The 14,579-nt window shown below is 35.4% G+C and carries 12 protein-coding genes; 7 read left to right on the top strand and 5 right to left on the bottom strand.

Annotated features, from left to right (window positions below; genetic code table 11):
* Nucleotides 1-100 precede the first annotated feature (100 nt).
* Complete coding sequence (gene mfd / locus ACEN2F_RS08420) at nt 101-3,469, bottom strand: transcription-repair coupling factor (protein ID WP_441737867.1); 3,369 nt, start codon at nt 3,467-3,469, stop codon at nt 101-103.
* Nucleotides 3,462-4,067 carry a hypothetical protein gene (locus ACEN2F_RS08415; RefSeq protein WP_441737865.1) on the bottom strand — a complete coding sequence of 202 codons (606 nt, stop codon included), beginning with the start codon at nt 4,065-4,067 and terminating at the stop codon, nt 3,462-3,464. Before ACEN2F_RS08415 ends, mfd begins: the two co-directional genes overlap by 8 nt.
* Before the next feature lie 224 nt (nt 4,068-4,291).
* Here ACEN2F_RS08415 and ACEN2F_RS08410 point away from each other — a divergent pair, with 224 nt between their 5' ends.
* On the top strand, nt 4,292-5,230 hold the full coding sequence (locus ACEN2F_RS08410) for an L-threonine 3-dehydrogenase (RefSeq protein ID WP_441737863.1): 939 nt from the start codon (nt 4,292-4,294) through the stop codon (nt 5,228-5,230).
* Between the two features lie 73 nt (nt 5,231-5,303).
* Here ACEN2F_RS08410 and ACEN2F_RS08405 read toward each other — a convergent pair whose 3' ends face one another.
* The 3 genes from ACEN2F_RS08405 to ACEN2F_RS08395 all read right to left on the bottom strand — a co-directional run bounded on the left by ACEN2F_RS08405 (nt 5,304) and on the right by ACEN2F_RS08395 (nt 9,804).
* Nucleotides 5,304-7,178, bottom strand: coding sequence for a M1 family metallopeptidase (locus ACEN2F_RS08405; protein WP_441737861.1), 1,875 nt, complete (start codon nt 7,176-7,178; stop codon nt 5,304-5,306).
* A 62-nt stretch (nt 7,179-7,240) separates the two neighbouring features.
* Complete coding sequence (locus ACEN2F_RS08400; protein WP_441737859.1) at nt 7,241-8,869, bottom strand: S8 family peptidase; 1,629 nt, start codon at nt 8,867-8,869, stop codon at nt 7,241-7,243.
* Between the two features lie 74 nt (nt 8,870-8,943).
* Entirely contained in the window at nt 8,944-9,804 is an 861-nt protein-coding gene (locus ACEN2F_RS08395; protein ID WP_441738023.1) for an MBL fold metallo-hydrolase, read from the bottom strand.
* Nucleotides 9,805-9,971: 167 nt separating this feature from the next.
* Here ACEN2F_RS08395 and ACEN2F_RS08390 point away from each other — a divergent pair, with 167 nt between their 5' ends.
* The 6 genes from ACEN2F_RS08390 (at nt 9,972) to sufD (ending at nt 14,461) form a co-directional block, all read left to right on the top strand.
* The gene (locus ACEN2F_RS08390; RefSeq protein WP_441737857.1) at nt 9,972-10,301 is read left to right on the top strand and encodes a HesB/IscA family protein; all 330 of its coding nucleotides are present in this window, start codon (nt 9,972-9,974) and stop codon (nt 10,299-10,301) included.
* A 63-nt stretch (nt 10,302-10,364) separates the two neighbouring features.
* Nucleotides 10,365-11,813 (top strand): Fe-S cluster assembly protein SufB, encoded by a 1,449-nt coding sequence (gene sufB / locus ACEN2F_RS08385; protein ID WP_441737855.1) that lies wholly within the window; start codon nt 10,365-10,367, stop codon nt 11,811-11,813.
* 19 nt (nt 11,814-11,832) lie between these two features.
* Nucleotides 11,833-12,036, top strand: a complete 204-nt coding sequence (locus ACEN2F_RS08380) for a DUF2683 family protein (RefSeq protein WP_441737853.1) — start codon at nt 11,833-11,835, stop codon at nt 12,034-12,036.
* Entirely contained in the window at nt 12,027-12,299 is a 273-nt protein-coding gene (locus ACEN2F_RS08375) for a Txe/YoeB family addiction module toxin (RefSeq protein ID WP_441737851.1), read from the top strand. Before ACEN2F_RS08380 ends, ACEN2F_RS08375 begins: the two co-directional genes overlap by 10 nt.
* Before the next feature lie 11 nt (nt 12,300-12,310).
* Nucleotides 12,311-13,063, top strand: a complete 753-nt coding sequence (gene sufC, locus ACEN2F_RS08370) for a Fe-S cluster assembly ATPase SufC (protein WP_441737849.1) — start codon at nt 12,311-12,313, stop codon at nt 13,061-13,063.
* Between the two features lie 81 nt (nt 13,064-13,144).
* Nucleotides 13,145-14,461 (top strand): Fe-S cluster assembly protein SufD, encoded by a 1,317-nt coding sequence (gene sufD / locus ACEN2F_RS08365; RefSeq protein WP_441737847.1) that lies wholly within the window; start codon nt 13,145-13,147, stop codon nt 14,459-14,461.
* Nucleotides 14,462-14,579 lie beyond the last annotated feature (118 nt).

Below are 14,579 nucleotides of genomic sequence, written 5' to 3'. Positions count from 1 at the left end.
ATTTCATTTTCAAATAATAAAAAAAAATAATCTTAAATCTATTTCGTTTTGATAAAAAAAATTGAATTAAGTGTAAATCAGAATCCAATTTAAAAATATCTTATTCGCCACCCAACATCTCCATCAATTCCAAAGCTGTTCTAGTATTTTTCACATTGTCAAAAGTTAACAAAAGGCGCAATCCTGCCGGCGTTTGTTTTTCTTTCATTTTACAAATAGAGCTATTTTTCTGGACAAACTGTAAAACAGCCTGAAAACGGTTAGATTGGTAATATTTAGATTGCTGATCAGAGACAAAATACCCAATCATCTTACCTTGTTTCATGACTAACTTCTCGATCCCTACGCGGGTTGCAATCCACTTAATACGAATACTATTCATCAATGCTTTGGCACGTGGCGGCATTGGACCAAAACGGTCAATCAATTTATTTTGAAAAACGATCAATTCTTCTTCGTTTTTTACCAAGCCCAACTCGCTATATAAACTCAATCGCTCCGAAACATTATTGATGTATTCATCCGAAAATAATAACTCGAAATCAGTGTCAATTTGCAGGTCTTTGACATATTCTTTAGTTTCCAGATTATTTTCCTCCGGATACAACTCCTTGAATTCGTTTTCTTTCAATTCATCAAGAGCTTCATTCATGATTTTTTGATAGGTGTCAAAACCAATTTCGTTGATAAAACCACTTTGTTCTCCTCCTAATAAATCTCCGGCACCACGAATCTCTAAATCTTTCATCGCAATATTAAAACCGCTTCCTAATTCGCTGAATTGTTCCAAGGCCTGAATTCGTTTTCGGGCATCATCCGTCATCGCTGAATACGGCGGACATATAAAATAGCAAAATGCTTTCTTATTGCTACGTCCTACTCGACCCCGCATTTGATGTAAATCAGACAATCCAAAATTATTCGCATTATTGATAAAAATTGTATTGGCATTAGGAACATCTAATCCGCTTTCGATAATGGTGGTGGCGACCAAAACATCAAATTCTCCGTTCATGAAAGCCAACATTAATTCCTCCAATTTTTTCCCATCCATCTGGCCGTGTCCAATACCAACTTTAGCATTGGGCACCAAACGCTGAATCATTCCGGCAACTTCCTTGATGTTTTCTATTCGATTATTGATAAAGAAAACCTGTCCGTTTCGCTGAATTTCATACGAAATCGCATCCCGAATCAACTCTTCGCTAAAGCCGACTACATTCGTTTCAATAGGATAACGATTGGGCGGAGGTGTCGTAATCACTGATAAATCGCGCGCTGCCATCAATGAAAATTGCAAGGTTCGCGGGATTGGCGTAGCCGTTAACGTCAATGTATCAACATTTGCAGCAATCGTTTTGAGTTTGTCTTTTACGTTGACACCAAATTTTTGTTCCTCATCCACAATCAATAATCCAAGGTCTTTGAAAACTACATTTTTATTGACTAATTGATGTGTTCCAATTAAAATATCAAGTTTTCCTTCGGCTAATAATTTTAAGGTTTCTGCTTTCTGTTTGGCCGTTCTAAAACGGTTTAAATACCCAATTGAAACTGGCATATCTTTTAATCGTTCCGTAAATGTTCTATAATGTTGGTATGCTAAAATTGTTGTTGGAACTAGGATTGCGACTTGTTTGCTATTGTCTACCGCTTTGAAAGCTGCACGAATAGCGACTTCGGTTTTCCCAAAACCCACATCGCCACAAACCAAACGATCCATTGGGCGATCACTTTCCATATCAGCTTTTACTTCAGCCGTAGATTTGGTTTGGTCCGGAGTATCTTCATAAATAAAAGAACTTTCCAATTCGTTTTGTAAATAACTGTCAGGTGCAAACTGGAATCCTTTTTCTAATCTTCTTTTGGCATACAATTGAATCAAATTGAATGCAATATGCTTGACGCGCGCCTTGGTTTTTTGTTTTAAAATCTTCCAAGCATTCGAACCCAATTTGTAAATTTTGGGTGGAGTTCCGTCTTTTCCGTTGTATTTTGAAATCTTGTGCAGTGAATGAATACTCACATACACAATATCATTATCGGCATAAACAAGCTTTATCGCTTCTTGTATTTTGCCTTCCACTTGTATTTTTTGTAAACCTCCAAAACGACCAATTCCATGATCAATGTGCGTTACATAATCACCAACAGAAAGTGTTGTAAGTTCTTTTAAAGTAATATTCTGTTTTTTAGAATATCCATTTTTGATGTTGAATTTATGATAACGTTCAAAAATCTGATGATCTGTGTAACAAGTAATTTGGTTTTCCTCATCTATAAATCCTTGGTACAATGGCAAAACAACGGTATGATATTGCTTGCGTATGTTTTCTGAATTTGCTTCATCCAGGGTTTTAAAAATATCGTGAAATCGCTTGACTTGAGCGTCACTAGAACAAAATAAATGATTTTTATAGCCATTAAAATGATTCTCATTAAGATTATTCAACAACAAATCAAATTGTTTGTTGAACGATGGCTGCGGCTGAATGAAATATTCAAATTTTTTATTAGTTCTAAAAATTGCTTTTGAACTCAATTCCACTACCGAAAAATGCAACGCTCTTTGTATAAATTCTGCCTGATTCAGGAACAATTGTTCTGGTGACGAACGTTTTATTTCCTGCGACAATTTTGCGAAAGCATCTTCGGCTTTGCCAAATTGTTTGTCCAATTGCAATAAAAAATCTTCGGTATTCTGAATGAAAATTACTGTTTTCTCCGAAATATAATCCAAAAAACTTTCTCGGTTTTCCTGAAAAACTTTGTTCTCCACATTTGGGATTATAGTAATCTTTTTTTGTGTCACGATTGACAATTGCGTCGCAACATCAAAAGTACGAATGCTTTCTACCTCATCTCCAAAAAACTCAATTCGGTACGGATTATCATTCGAAAACGAAAACACATCAACAATACCACCACGAACTGAAAATTCTCCGGGCTCTGTGATAAAGTCTACTCTTTTGAACTCATACTCGAACAAAATTTCGTTGATAAAATCAATCGAAAGCTTGTCACCAACAGCAACTTTCAAGGTGTTTCTATCTAATTCTTTTCTCGTAACCACTTTCTCGGATAATGCTTCGGGATAAGTGACAATAACGGCTGGTTTTTTGCGGGAATTGATGCGGTTCAATACTTCGGCACGAAGCAAAACATTCGCATTATCGGTATCTTCGATTTCGTACGGACGACGAAATGAACCCGGATAAAAAAGTACATCTTGTTCCCCAATCATTTGTTCTAAGTCATTCAAATAATACGCAGCTTCTTCTTTATTGTTTAAAATAAGTAAGAAAGGAAGCTCCGATTTTTTGAAAATTGATCGAACAACAAACGAAAGCGCAGAACCCAAAAGTCCTGGCAAATGCATTTTGACTTGATTGTTTTCTACTAAACGAGCAGCAATTTGCTGAGTTTTTGGCGAATTATCGTAGGTATTATATAAGGCTGTTTTACTCAACTCGTGAAATATTTGTGTCGATTAAAGGTGTATTGGGAATGGCTCTTGTGGTATCCATCATTTTCATTAATTCAGATTCGCCTTCTTCGATAGGAATCTTATTTTTTTCGGTGATTTTATCCATTTGTCTTTGCAAAGAAACTAATTGTAAATTTATTTCTGAAACTAACTTTATCACTTTTTTATCTGGAATAACATCCAAATTAATGAATAAATCAAGCAATCGTACTTTTGTAATCAATGTTGAAATCCTACTTTTTATCGGAGGCTTAGCATACTCATAAGGAATATTATCATTTAAAGCCATTGCTTTTTTAGAAAGTGCTTTTGACTTTTGCTGAAAAGCGCCAATAGTTTTTTTCGGTTTTAAAGCTAATTCCGTTAAAAAATCGCGCCATTGGTTCCAAGATCCAAGGCTTTTTTCAGAAGCTTCCGTTACAGGTGTATCATAAAAAATCCAACTTTCTTCTATGTTTTTGAAAATTACTTCTCTTTTTTGCATCTCTTTTTTATTTTCTGCAATGCGCTTTTCATTGTCATTTTTACAGGATAAGAAAAGAAAGATCAGCGAAAAAAAAACGGCGATATTGTATTTCATTTTTAATTTCATTAAAGCACAAAGTTACAAAGTAAATTTACAATAATGAATTCCAGTGTCCGAATAACAATCTAATATTATTTTACTCTTTTTTAGGTTTAATAATATCAAAAATTAAGATATTTAGCCTATTTTCAGTATCTATTTTAAGATTTTTTTTCTCATTTTGGTCAAAGTTATGTTATTTTCGAAAACGTTATCTTTGTTTTCAAAAACAGACAAAAATGAGTACAAAAATATTGATTATTGGCGCTTGTGGGCAAATAGGAACGGAACTTACCCAAAAACTGCGCAAGATATATGGAACAGAAAATGTTATCGCTTCGGATATCCGAAAGTTAAATATTGATGTCGTAAATTCAGGACCATTTGAAGTGGTAAATGCCTTAGATTTTAACCAAATTGAACATTTAGTAGAAGTACACCAAATTGACGAAGTGTATTTGATGGCGGCATTATTATCAGCAACAGCAGAAAAAAATCCTGCATTTGCTTGGGACTTGAACATGAATTCGTTGTTTCATGTTTTGAATTTGGCGAAAGCCGGAAAAATAAAAAAAATATTCTGGCCTTCGAGTATTGCGGTTTTTGGACCAACAACTCCCAAAGAAAATACCCCGCAATATACGATAATGGAACCTTCAACGGTGTACGGAATCAGTAAACAGGCGGGCGAAAGATGGTGCGAATACTACCATAATATCTTTGGTGTAGATGTAAGAAGCATTCGTTATCCGGGTTTAATCAGCTGGTCATCGCCTCCTGGTGGTGGAACTACAGATTATGCGGTGGATATTTTTCACAAAGCACTTTCCGATAAAACATACGAATGTTTTTTATCCTCAGAAACTAAAATGCCAATGATGTACATGGACGATGCCATTGCTGCGACCATCCAAATTATGCAAGCGCCGGCAGACCAAATAAAAATTCATTCTTCGTACAATCTAGCTGCCATGAGCTTTACGCCAACAGAGATTGCTGCCGAGATCAAGAAACACATTCCTGAATTTACGATCACTTATGAGCCAGACTTCCGGCAAAAAATTGCTGACAGCTGGCCAGCAAGTATTGATGATGCTGAAGCCAGAAAGGACTGGGGATGGAAACATGAGTTTGATTTGGAATCAATGACGGTGGATATGCTAGAGCATTTGAAATAGTTTACTTAAAATATAAGCCAAAAAAAAGTCTAGTTGTGAAAACTAGACTTTTTTTATGACGTTTCAATAATAGTTATTTTATCTCGTACGTATTGTTTTCCTTTTTCAAATCAGCCATTAATCCACTTGGATCAATGGTGATTTTCTCGATGGAAGCTTTTGATTTAGAAATATCAAATTCAAAGGTTGGATACGCCCAAGCCCAATCACCCAAAACCGTTCTTTTTATGGCGGGATTTGGATTTTCTTTTTCGAAACTCATCATACGCAACGGGATGTAGAAACTTTCTGTTGTTCCATCCGTATATTCTACTAACAGATCAATAGGCATTGGCATTCTGCCGATTCTTTCTAGAGTAACCGTTGTTTTATCTGCTGTTTCCTTTAAACCCTTGATGCCATAATCAATCGTATTGGTGGTTTGGGTCCAATCTGTCAAATACCAATCCAGATTTGCTCCAGAAACTCGTTCGGCAGATCTTTTGATGTCATTTGGCGTAGGGTGCTTGAATTTAAAATCACCATAATACCGCTTCAACGTCTTCATTAGATTTTCTTTTCCTATCAAATACATCAATTGAGTCAAGAAAATTTCGCCTTTACTATACGATGTAATGCTGTAAACTCTGTTTTCATCAAAACGGTCTGCATGCGTTCCTTGTGGTAATTCTTTTCCTGAATTTGCCATAGAAAAATATCCAGCATAAGCTCCAGCAAATGGGTTTTCTACTTTTTTATCCGCAATTTCATTCAGTCCAAAATCCTCCAGAAAAGACGTAAATCCTTCGTCCATCCATCCGTGTTTTGATTCATTGGAAGCCAATACATGCTGGAACCAAGAGTGGGCCATTTCATGAGCGGTAACTCCTAATAGTCCTTCAAAACTTCCTTGACCCAAAATTAGCGTACACATGGCATATTCCATTCCACCATCGCCACCCTGAATCACAGAATATTGTTTGTACGGATAATCTCCCACCGTTTTGTTGTAAATTTCCATTAACTGGACCGTTTTTGGCTGCAGGTTTTTCCAGTTTTGAATGTATTTTGGGTTGTTTTTATACAAAAAATGCAAATCAACACCGTTAGGTCCTTTTACTACATCATGAATGTAATCCGGATCAGCAGCCCATGTAAAATCATGAACCATTGGCGCATTAAAATGCCAAGTCAACATTTTTGTTTTCTTTGGAACAGACACTTCAACACCTTGGTCTTGATAGCCGTGACCTATTTCGTTTTTGTTTTGTAAATAACCGGTACCTCCTAAAACATAATTTTTATCAATTGTAATATTTACGTCAAAATTTCCCCAAACACCATGAAATTCTCTGGCGATGTAAGGATCTGCATGCCAACCTTCAAAATCAAATTCAGCCATTTTTGGATACCATTGTGCCATGGATAATGCTACACCTTCGGCATTATTTCTTCCGGAACGACGAATCTGAATGGGAACCTGACCCTCAAAATCTAGTGTAAATGTGGTTTTAGTGTTTGGCAAAATTGGCTTAGCCAAAGTAACTTCAAGAATAGTCCCAATCTCTTTTGCAGCAGCAATTGCTCCGTCTTGTTTGAAATTTGAAATTCGCAAATAACCAATTTCATTTGGTTTCAAATTTTTGATTCGGCTTTCCTTCACTTCCTTGCCATCCACTTTTATTTTGGTGACCATTCTGCCATCCGGATCTTTAACGGTTTGTATTCTGGCATCCATCTCGCTTCCTGGCTGAAAAGCATTATTAAATAGATGATAATACACTTTCCTCAACGTATCCGAAGAATTATTGGTATAAACCAATTCCTGGTTGCCCTTGTATTGGTATGTTTTCACATCCATGGAAACATCCATTTTGTAATCAACGTGCTGTTGCCAATATGAAGTGTTTTGGGCAGAAACAGTCCCAAAGCCAAAAACAACAAAAGAAAATAAAAGTAATTTTTTCATAGGTAGGTATAAATAAAAATGGAAGGACAATTTGTCCTTCCATTTAATGAGTTTTTTATAAATTATTTAGACATTTTTTCTGCCATCAGTAAAGCATTGTAAGCATTTACTATTTTCCCTGATTTAGACAGAGTAGTAAAAGAACGCGTATCATTTGCTTTTCCACCAACAATTACCTCTGCTGAAATAGCAATTCCTGAATCCATCAAGATATGTTTCACTTGTTGGGCGGATAGTTTTGGGTAATATGAACGAATCAAAGCAGCCACTCCGGCTACATTGGGCGCAGCCATTGAAGTCCCTTGTAAATACTTATAGGTGTCGTTTGGAGTTGTAGCATAGATTTTTACTCCGGGTGCAAAAACGTCTACATTAATTTTTCCAATATTAGAAAAACGAGCCACAACTTTATTACCGTATTCAAAATTCAAAGCTCCAATTGTAATCATATTATCTGCAAATTCCGTTATTTTATCTTCAGAATCGTTAGGAAAATTCTCTGCATAATCAATGTCTTTTGCATCATTCCCGGCTGCGTGAACGATCAATACGTCTTTTTTTTCTGCATATTTTATAGCATCATAAACCCATTGCTTGTGTGGCGAAAAACTTTTTCCAAAACTTCCGTTGATTACTTTGGCACCATTATCAACTGCATAACGAATTCCAAGTGCAATATCTTTATCATACTCATCACCATCTGGCACTGCACGAACGGTAAGGATTTGAACGTTATTAGCAACACCATCACCACCTAAAACGTTGTTTCTGCTTTGAGCAACAATACCGGCAACGTGAGTTCCATGAAGAATTTCGTTCTTATCTGGTCCCATCACATTATTATTACCATATTTAGTATCCGTGATGTCATTTGGATTATCTCCTACAACTTTACGGTAATCTGTTTTTAAATTGTCTCCGTTTATAAGGGCGATAAAACCGCTAAGATCATTTTCAATTGCTGTTTTTAAGTCTGCTACAGGCAATCCATAAGAAAGCATTTGTTGCATTGCTGCTTTGCTTTTTTGTGTTTCCGGTTCTTGTGTGACAATTGCATTTACCTCTTCGATTGTGTACACTGGTTTTCCAAAATATTTTACTAAAGTCGCATCACCAGCGTTGATAGCTACTAACATTTGTTCTAAACGAGCTTTACCAGAGCTAGCTTCGGCAACTTTTTTGTCATTCAATGCTTTTGCAGCTTGATAAGTAGCATCATCAACTAAGGTTTTATCTTTGATGATTCTTTCGTATTCCAAGTTCTCTTTAGTGATGTCTCCCAGAAAATTCCAACCGTAAATGTCATCAATATATCCGTTATTGTCATCATCAATTCCGTTTCCAGGAATTTCTTTAGTATTAGTCCAAAGCACTGATTTTAAATCTTCGTGCTCAATATCTACGCCTGAATCTAGAATTCCAACAATTACAGGTACACCTTTTTTACCTTTCAATAATTCAGCATAGGCTTTATCGACACTCATACCCGGAATGGTATCCGTGACAATATCTAAATGACTCCAACGTTTCAGGTCATTTTCAGTAATTGGTGCTTTTTTTGTGATGTTTAAAGGAGCGCTGATGGCAACTAGTCCAGAATTGGAATTGTTTGAAACTTGTCTTGAAGCGCCACATCCTGCTAGTGCCAAAAAGGCAAAAGCAGATATACAAATAGGTTTAATGGTATTCATTGAAAATGTATTTATTAATTTTAAATATTTGTCTAAAATAATTTTTTTTGTTACAAATGAAGCTATCCTTAACACTATGTTAAGACTTCCTCACACGAAAATCGCTCTTTCAAACGAACGCCTTTTTCTGTTTTCTCCACTGTAATGATTTCGTTGTGCGCATCGTGCTCTAATAATAAATAATAATTATTATCAGCTGCTGCATTAAGAAATTTTGTTTTTTCAGGCATGGTCAGCAAAGGTCTTGTATCATAACCCATAACATAAGGAACTGGAACATGCCCGGCTGTTGCCAATAAATCAGCACAAAAAACAATAGTTTTATCGTTATATTGAATGTGTGGAATCATTTGCTTCTCGGTGTGTCCATCAGCAAAGAAGATGCCAAAACCTAACTCTGATGTTGAAAGAAAATCGCCTTCCGGTCTTTGGATAAAATTCAACTGCCCACTTTCCTGTATTGGCAAAATATTTTCCGATAAAAAAGATGCTTTTTCTCTTGGGTTCGGCTTTGTTGCCCATTCCCAATGACTTTCATTTGACCAGTATTTAGCATTTTTGAAAGCTAGTTCATACCCTGTTTTATCTTTGTTCCACTGTACACTACCACCACAATGATCAAAATGCAAATGGGTCATAAAAACATCGGTGATATCATCCCGATGAAAACCATATTTAGCTAGCGATTTGTCCATCGAATGTGTTCCCCAAAGCGAATAATAGCCAAAAAATTTATCCGATTGCTTGTTTCCCATTCCGGTATCAATCAAAATTAATCGGTTTCCTTCTTCAATTAGTAAACAGCGTGCTGCAATATCAATCAGATTATTTTCATCAGCTGGATTGGTTTTATTCCAAATTGTTTTTGGAACCACACCAAACATTGCCCCACCATCTAATTTAAAATTTCCGGTTTCAATAGGATATAATTTCATGTTTTTTATTTTACGAGAGAATCCAAAGTTAGGGAATTCAAATGCTTTTAAGGCTTTCAAATAGCTTTTTTCTATTTTTACATTAGTTATAAAAATGTTATCAAACACAAAAAAAAGTTTTTTATGTATTACCTTTGTTGTTAATTTAGACAAAATCAATATAAGCTATGATAAAAGTTTCTGACACAGCAAGAAAAAAAATCATCGATTTAATGAAAGATGATGGTTTTGACGCTACCATCGACTACGTAAGAGTGGGTGTAAAAAGCGGCGGATGTTCTGGATTGTCCTATGATTTAAAATTTGACAAAGTAAAAGGTGAAGACGATAAAATTTTTGTTGACAACAATATCACTATCGCTGTCGAAAAAAAATCATTTTTGTACTTAGCCGGAACAATATTAGAATTCTCAGGAGGAATTAATGGTAAGGGATTTATTTTCAATAATCCTAATGCCAATAGAACTTGTGGTTGTGGGGAATCATTTTCGCTATAACCAGTAACAAAAGACTTAAACCATTAAGGCAATTATGTCTTAATGATTTTAAAAAATAAAATTATGTCAAAATATACAGAAGACGAATTAAAAATCGAACTCGAAAATAAAGAATACGCATATGGATTTTACACCGAATTGGAATCAGAAACGTTTCCAGTTGGTTTAAATGAAGATATCGTTCGCGCGATTTCGAACAAAAAAGGAGAGCCACAATGGATGACAGATTGGCGTCTGGAGGCTTTTCGTGCTTGGGAGCAAATGACAGAGCCGGAATGGGCTAATGTGCATTATACCAAACCTGATTTTCAGGCAATTTCCTATTATTCAGCTCCAAAAGCGGTAGATCCTAATAAAACATTAGACGACGTAGACCCAGAACTTTTAGAAATGTACAAAAAGTTAGGAATCTCCGTTGATGAGCAAAAAATGATGAATAATGTAGCCATGGATATCGTAGTAGACTCTGTTTCAGTAGCTACTACTTTCAAGAAAACATTAGGTGAAAAAGGAATTATCTTTATGAGTATTTCCGAAGCTATCAAAGAACATCCAGAATTAGTCCGTAAATATTTAGGAACCGTCATACCGCAAAAAGACAACTTTTACGCGGCTTTAAATTCAGCAGTATTCTCAGATGGATCTTTCTGTTATATTCCAAAAGGTGTTCGTTGTCCAATGGAACTTTCAACATATTTCAGAATCAATCAAGGAGGTACCGGACAATTTGAAAGAACATTATTAATTGCTGATGAGGGTAGCTATGTTTCTTATTTAGAAGGCTGTACCGCCCCAAGTCGTGATGAAAACCAATTACACGCTGCTGTAGTAGAACTAATTGCTCTAGACGATGCTGAAATTAAATATTCTACAGTACAAAACTGGTATCCCGGAAATAAAGAGGGAAAAGGTGGGGTTTTTAATTTTGTAACCAAAAGAGGTTTGTGTGAGAAAAACGCAAAGATTTCATGGACACAGGTAGAAACTGGTTCTGCTATAACTTGGAAATATCCTTCTGTTATTTTAAAAGGAGACAATTCAACAGGGGAATTTTATTCGATTGCGGTGACTAACAATTTCCAACAAGCCGATACAGGAACTAAAATGATCCACTTAGGTAAAAACACGAAATCAACCATTATTTCTAAAGGAATTTCTGCAGGAAGATCACAAAACAGTTACCGTGGTTTAGTTCGAATTTCACCTAATGCGGACAATGCCAGAAACTTTTCGCAATGTGATTCCTTATTAATGGGAGACAATTGTGGTGCGCACACTTTTCCTTATATCGAAAGTAAAAATCCATCGGCACAAATAGAACATGAGGCTACGACAAGTAAAATTGGCGAAGACCAAGTTTTCTATTGCAACCAACGCGGAATCCCCACTGAAAAAGCAATTGCCTTAATAGTAAATGGTTTCAGTAAAGATGTATTGAATAAATTACCAATGGAATTCGCCGTAGAAGCACAAAAATTATTAGAAATTTCGTTAGAAGGTTCGGTAGGGTAATTTTTTAAATCTAAATATTATGGATATAATTTTAAAAAATGTAAAGAAAAAAGATTTTCCTCTGTTGAAATCATTGGCAAAATCGCTTGGCTTTGAAATTGTAAAAGACGAAAATCCATATAACACTGAGTTTGTAAAAGAAATTTTGGAAGCAGAACAAAGTCTAAAAGACGGGAAAGGGATAAAAATGACGATGGAAGAAATACGTGCTTTATGCAAATAGTATTTACCATTAAAGCTAGGAAAGATTTAGATTTTTGGATTAAATCTGGAAATAAAAACATTTTAAGTAAAATTACAGATTTAATAGAAGACATTCAACTTCATCCTTTTGAAGGAATCGGAAAGCCAGAACAATTGAAATACCAGCTTTCTGGAAAATGGTCAAGAAGAATAAATCAAGAACATCGCATTATATATAAAGTTACCGAAGAAAATACAATTGAAATATTAGACATTTTATCACTAAAAGGTCATTACGAATAAACAAAGACAATATGTTAAGTATAAAAAATTTACACGCCTCAATTGGGGGGAAAGAAATATTAAAAGGAATCAATCTTGAAGTAAAAGCAGGAGAAATCCATGCAATAATGGGACCAAATGGTGCAGGAAAAAGTACATTGGCTTCGATCATTGCTGGAAACGAAAACTACGAGGTAACTCAAGGCGAAATTACTCTGGACGGAGAAGATCTTTCTGAATTAGCGCCAGAAGAAAGAGCACACAAAGGAGTGTTCTTGTCGTTCCAATATCCAATAGAAATCCCAGGAGTTTCAGTCACTAATTTCATGAGAACAGCCATCAACGAAACACGAAAAGCAAACGGACATGAAGAAATGCCTGCTAACGTGATGCTAAAAGTAATTCGGGAGAAATCAGAATTACTAGAAATTGATCGTAAGTTTTTGTCTCGTTCATTAAACGAAGGATTTTCTGGTGGAGAGAAAAAACGTAACGAAATTTTCCAAATGGCAATGCTAGAACCAAAATTGGCTATTCTTGATGAAACTGATTCTGGTCTTGACATTGATGCCTTGCGTATTGTTGCCAATGGAGTTAACAAACTAAAAAGTGACAAAAATGCAATCGTAGTGATTACGCATTACCAAAGATTATTAGACTATATCGTTCCTGACTTCGTTCACGTGTTATACAATGGAAAAATTGTAAAATCCGGTGGAAAAGAGCTAGCGCATGAACTGGAAGAAAAAGGATATGACTGGATTAAACAAGAACAAGAAGCTTAAAAATTTGTTTGAAGTTTAAAGTCTAACGTTGTCTCGAGATAACTTTAAACTTTTAAACCTTAAACTTTAAACAATATAAAAATGGAATTAAAAGAAAAATTATTATCGTCTTTTATGGCTTTCGAAGAACGAATTGATGTTCACTCTGAACTTCATGACGTAAGAACTGCTGCCATAAAAAACTTTGAAAATAAAGGTTTCCCAACTAAAAAAGACGAAGCTTGGAAATACACATCGCTAAACGCCATTCTAAAAAATGACTTTACCGTTTTTTCAAAACAGGAAAATGCAGTTGAATTCAACCACGTAAAAAAATATTTTTTACACGAAATAGACACCTATAAAGTAGTATTTATTGACGGTGTTTTCAGCTCTAATTTATCTTCAACCACACACGAGGGGATTGATGTTTGTTTAATGTCATCAGCATTGACCAAACCAAAATACAAAATGATCATTGACACGTATTTTAATCAAATTGCCAGCAAAGACGAAAGTCTAACTTCATTAAACACCGCTTTCGCTAATGAAGGAGCGTACATCAATATACCAAAAAGCAAGGTAGCAGATAAACCCATTGAGATTATGTATTTCTCAACAGGAAATGAAGCAGCGCTAATGGTTCAACCAAGAAATTTGATTATTGTAGGAGAAAATTCTCATGCCCAAATTATTGAACGTCATCAAAGTTTAAACGAAAATCCAGTGTTAACGAATTCTGTTACCGAGATTTTTGCTCAAAAACGCGCTATTGTTGATTATTACAAAATTCAAAATGACACACTAGAAGCCAACCTTATTGATAACACCTACGTTTCTCAAAAACAAGAAAGTAGTGTCTCTGTAAACACCTTTAGTTTTGGTGGAAACCTAACCCGAAACAACTTGAATTTCTACCATTTTGGGGAAAGAATTGTAAGTTATCTGAACGGGATCACCATCATTGGGGATAAGCAACATGTAGACCATTATACTTTGGTACAACATTCAACACCAAATTGTGAGAGTCACCAAGACTACAAAGGAATCTATTCCGATCGTTCAACGGGTGTTTTTAACGGAAAGATTTACGTAGAAAGAGAAGCTCAAAAAACGAATGCTTTTCAAAAAAATAACAATATACTTCTAAGCGACAAAGCAACAATCAACGCCAAACCACAATTGGAAATTTTTGCGGATGATGTCAAATGCTCTCACGGCTGCACCATAGGTCAACTAGACGAAACTGCAATGTTCTATATGCAACAACGCGGAATACCTAAAAAAGAAGCTAAAGCCTTATTGATGTTTGCCTTTTCAAACAAAGTTATCGAAAGCGTTAAGATCCCAGAACTCAGACAACGAATTGCCAAAATTATCGCCACTAAGTTAGGTGTTAAAATGGGATTTGATTTGTAGTTTTTAAGCACAAGGTTCACAAAGATTAATGCAAAGGGCACAAGGTTTTTACAAAACTTTGTGCCCTTTGCTGTTAATTATTTAATCTCTCACTGCAATAATAAACATTATAATTCCT

It is taken from the genome of Flavobacterium sp. W20_MBD1_R3, from assembly GCF_052119725.1.
GTDB lineage: Bacteria > Bacteroidota > Bacteroidia > Flavobacteriales > Flavobacteriaceae > Flavobacterium.
This window is presented reverse-complemented; position numbering and strand designations above follow the sequence as displayed.

Bases quoted from the DNA above. Each gene is read 5' to 3' on its own strand.
- ACEN2F_RS08415 (WP_441737865.1), bottom strand. From the start codon at position 4,067: ATGAAATACAATATCGCCGTTTTTTTTTCGCTGATCTTTCTTTTCTTA.
- ACEN2F_RS08410 (WP_441737863.1), top strand. From the start codon at position 4,292: ATGAGTACAAAAATATTGATTATTGGCGCTTGTGGGCAAATAGGAACG.
- ACEN2F_RS08405 (WP_441737861.1), bottom strand. From the start codon at position 7,178: ATGAAAAAATTACTTTTATTTTCTTTTGTTGTTTTTGGCTTTGGGACT.
- ACEN2F_RS08400 (WP_441737859.1), bottom strand. From the start codon at position 8,869: ATGAATACCATTAAACCTATTTGTATATCTGCTTTTGCCTTTTTGGCA.
- ACEN2F_RS08395 (WP_441738023.1), bottom strand. From the start codon at position 9,804: ATGAAATTATATCCTATTGAAACCGGAAATTTTAAATTAGATGGTGGG.
- ACEN2F_RS08390 (WP_441737857.1), top strand. From the start codon at position 9,972: ATGATAAAAGTTTCTGACACAGCAAGAAAAAAAATCATCGATTTAATG.
- sufB (WP_441737855.1), top strand. From the start codon at position 10,365: ATGTCAAAATATACAGAAGACGAATTAAAAATCGAACTCGAAAATAAA.
- ACEN2F_RS08380 (WP_441737853.1), top strand. From the start codon at position 11,833: ATGGATATAATTTTAAAAAATGTAAAGAAAAAAGATTTTCCTCTGTTG.
- ACEN2F_RS08375 (WP_441737851.1), top strand. From the start codon at position 12,027: ATGCAAATAGTATTTACCATTAAAGCTAGGAAAGATTTAGATTTTTGG.
- sufC (WP_441737849.1), top strand. From the start codon at position 12,311: ATGTTAAGTATAAAAAATTTACACGCCTCAATTGGGGGGAAAGAAATA.
- sufD (WP_441737847.1), top strand. From the start codon at position 13,145: ATGGAATTAAAAGAAAAATTATTATCGTCTTTTATGGCTTTCGAAGAA.